Here is a 949-nt window from a genome sequence, read left to right as displayed (position 1 = left end):
CGCCGGCGGACCCGCCGCCCAGGGCGCCGGCGGGCAGCTCCACCCCGCTGCCGCGCAGCAGGCCCTCGGCGCCCGCGGGCAGCCCCGACCCGGCGCCTCCGGTGGCGGCCAGGGACACGGTGCCGCCGATGGGCGCGCGCACGGTCAGGGCGTCCACGGTGGCGCGGGCGGCGCTGACCGCGGCCCGCGTCTGCACCCGCTGGGCCTGGCCCAGCGAGGCCACGGCCGCGTCCACGCTGCCCAGGCCGGTGCCGACCTGCTCCACCAGCGCCTGCGTCTGCGCGGCCAGCAGGTCGTACTGGGTGCGCGAGGAGCGCACGGCGGCCAGGGCGGCCTCGCGCGCGACGGGGTCGGCGACGGCGGCGGCCTGGCGCTCGGCCTCGTCGAAGCGCGCCCCGGCGTCGGCGCGGGCGCGGCGCTGCTGCGCGGCCAGCTGCGCGGGGCTGCTGCCGGAGGAGCGCCGGGAGGTGGAGCCGGCGGCCTGCTCGTCGGCCTCCTCGGCCTGCGCGAGGGCGTCGCGCGCCTGCGGGGAGTCGATGGTCAGGAGCACCTGCCCGGCCTCGACGCGCTGGCCGTCGGAGACCTGCAGGGTGGCGACGGTGCCGCCGGCGGGGGCCCGCACCGTGGAGGAGGCGCGCGGCTGCACGGTGCCGGGCGCCTCGACGACCTCCTGCACGTCGCCTCGCGCCACGGCCGCGGTGGCCACCTGGGGCTCCTCCTCCGCGCTGCACGCGGTCAGCAGCAGGGTCGCGGCCACCGCGGCACCGGTGAGGGGCAGCAGGCGGCGGGCGGGGCGCGCAGTGGTTGGACGCGTCTGGAGGGGGCGCACGCGCGTCACCCTAGGCGGTTCACCGGGGGGTCGTGCGTCCGTCGTGGGGAGTTCTCGCTCACGTCGGCATCAGCCGATCGGCGGACCACCGGGCCCGCCGCGGGGGCCGGGCGCGGGGCC

1 protein-coding gene is annotated in these 949 nt (G+C 81.0%); it reads right to left on the bottom strand.

Annotated features, from left to right (window positions below; translation table 11 throughout):
- Window positions 1-757 (bottom strand): biotin/lipoyl-binding protein (locus GTR00_RS21715; RefSeq protein ID WP_166613564.1); only part of this gene is annotated, 757 nt, incomplete at its 3' end.
- Window positions 758-949 lie beyond the last annotated feature (192 nt).

Origin of the sequence: Kineococcus indalonis (genome assembly GCF_009906395.1) — a bacterium.
Lineage (GTDB): Bacteria > Actinomycetota > Actinomycetes > Actinomycetales > Kineococcaceae > Kineococcus > Kineococcus indalonis.
The sequence above is the reverse complement of the archived record's forward strand: the minus strand, read 5'-3'. Positions and strand labels throughout refer to the sequence as shown.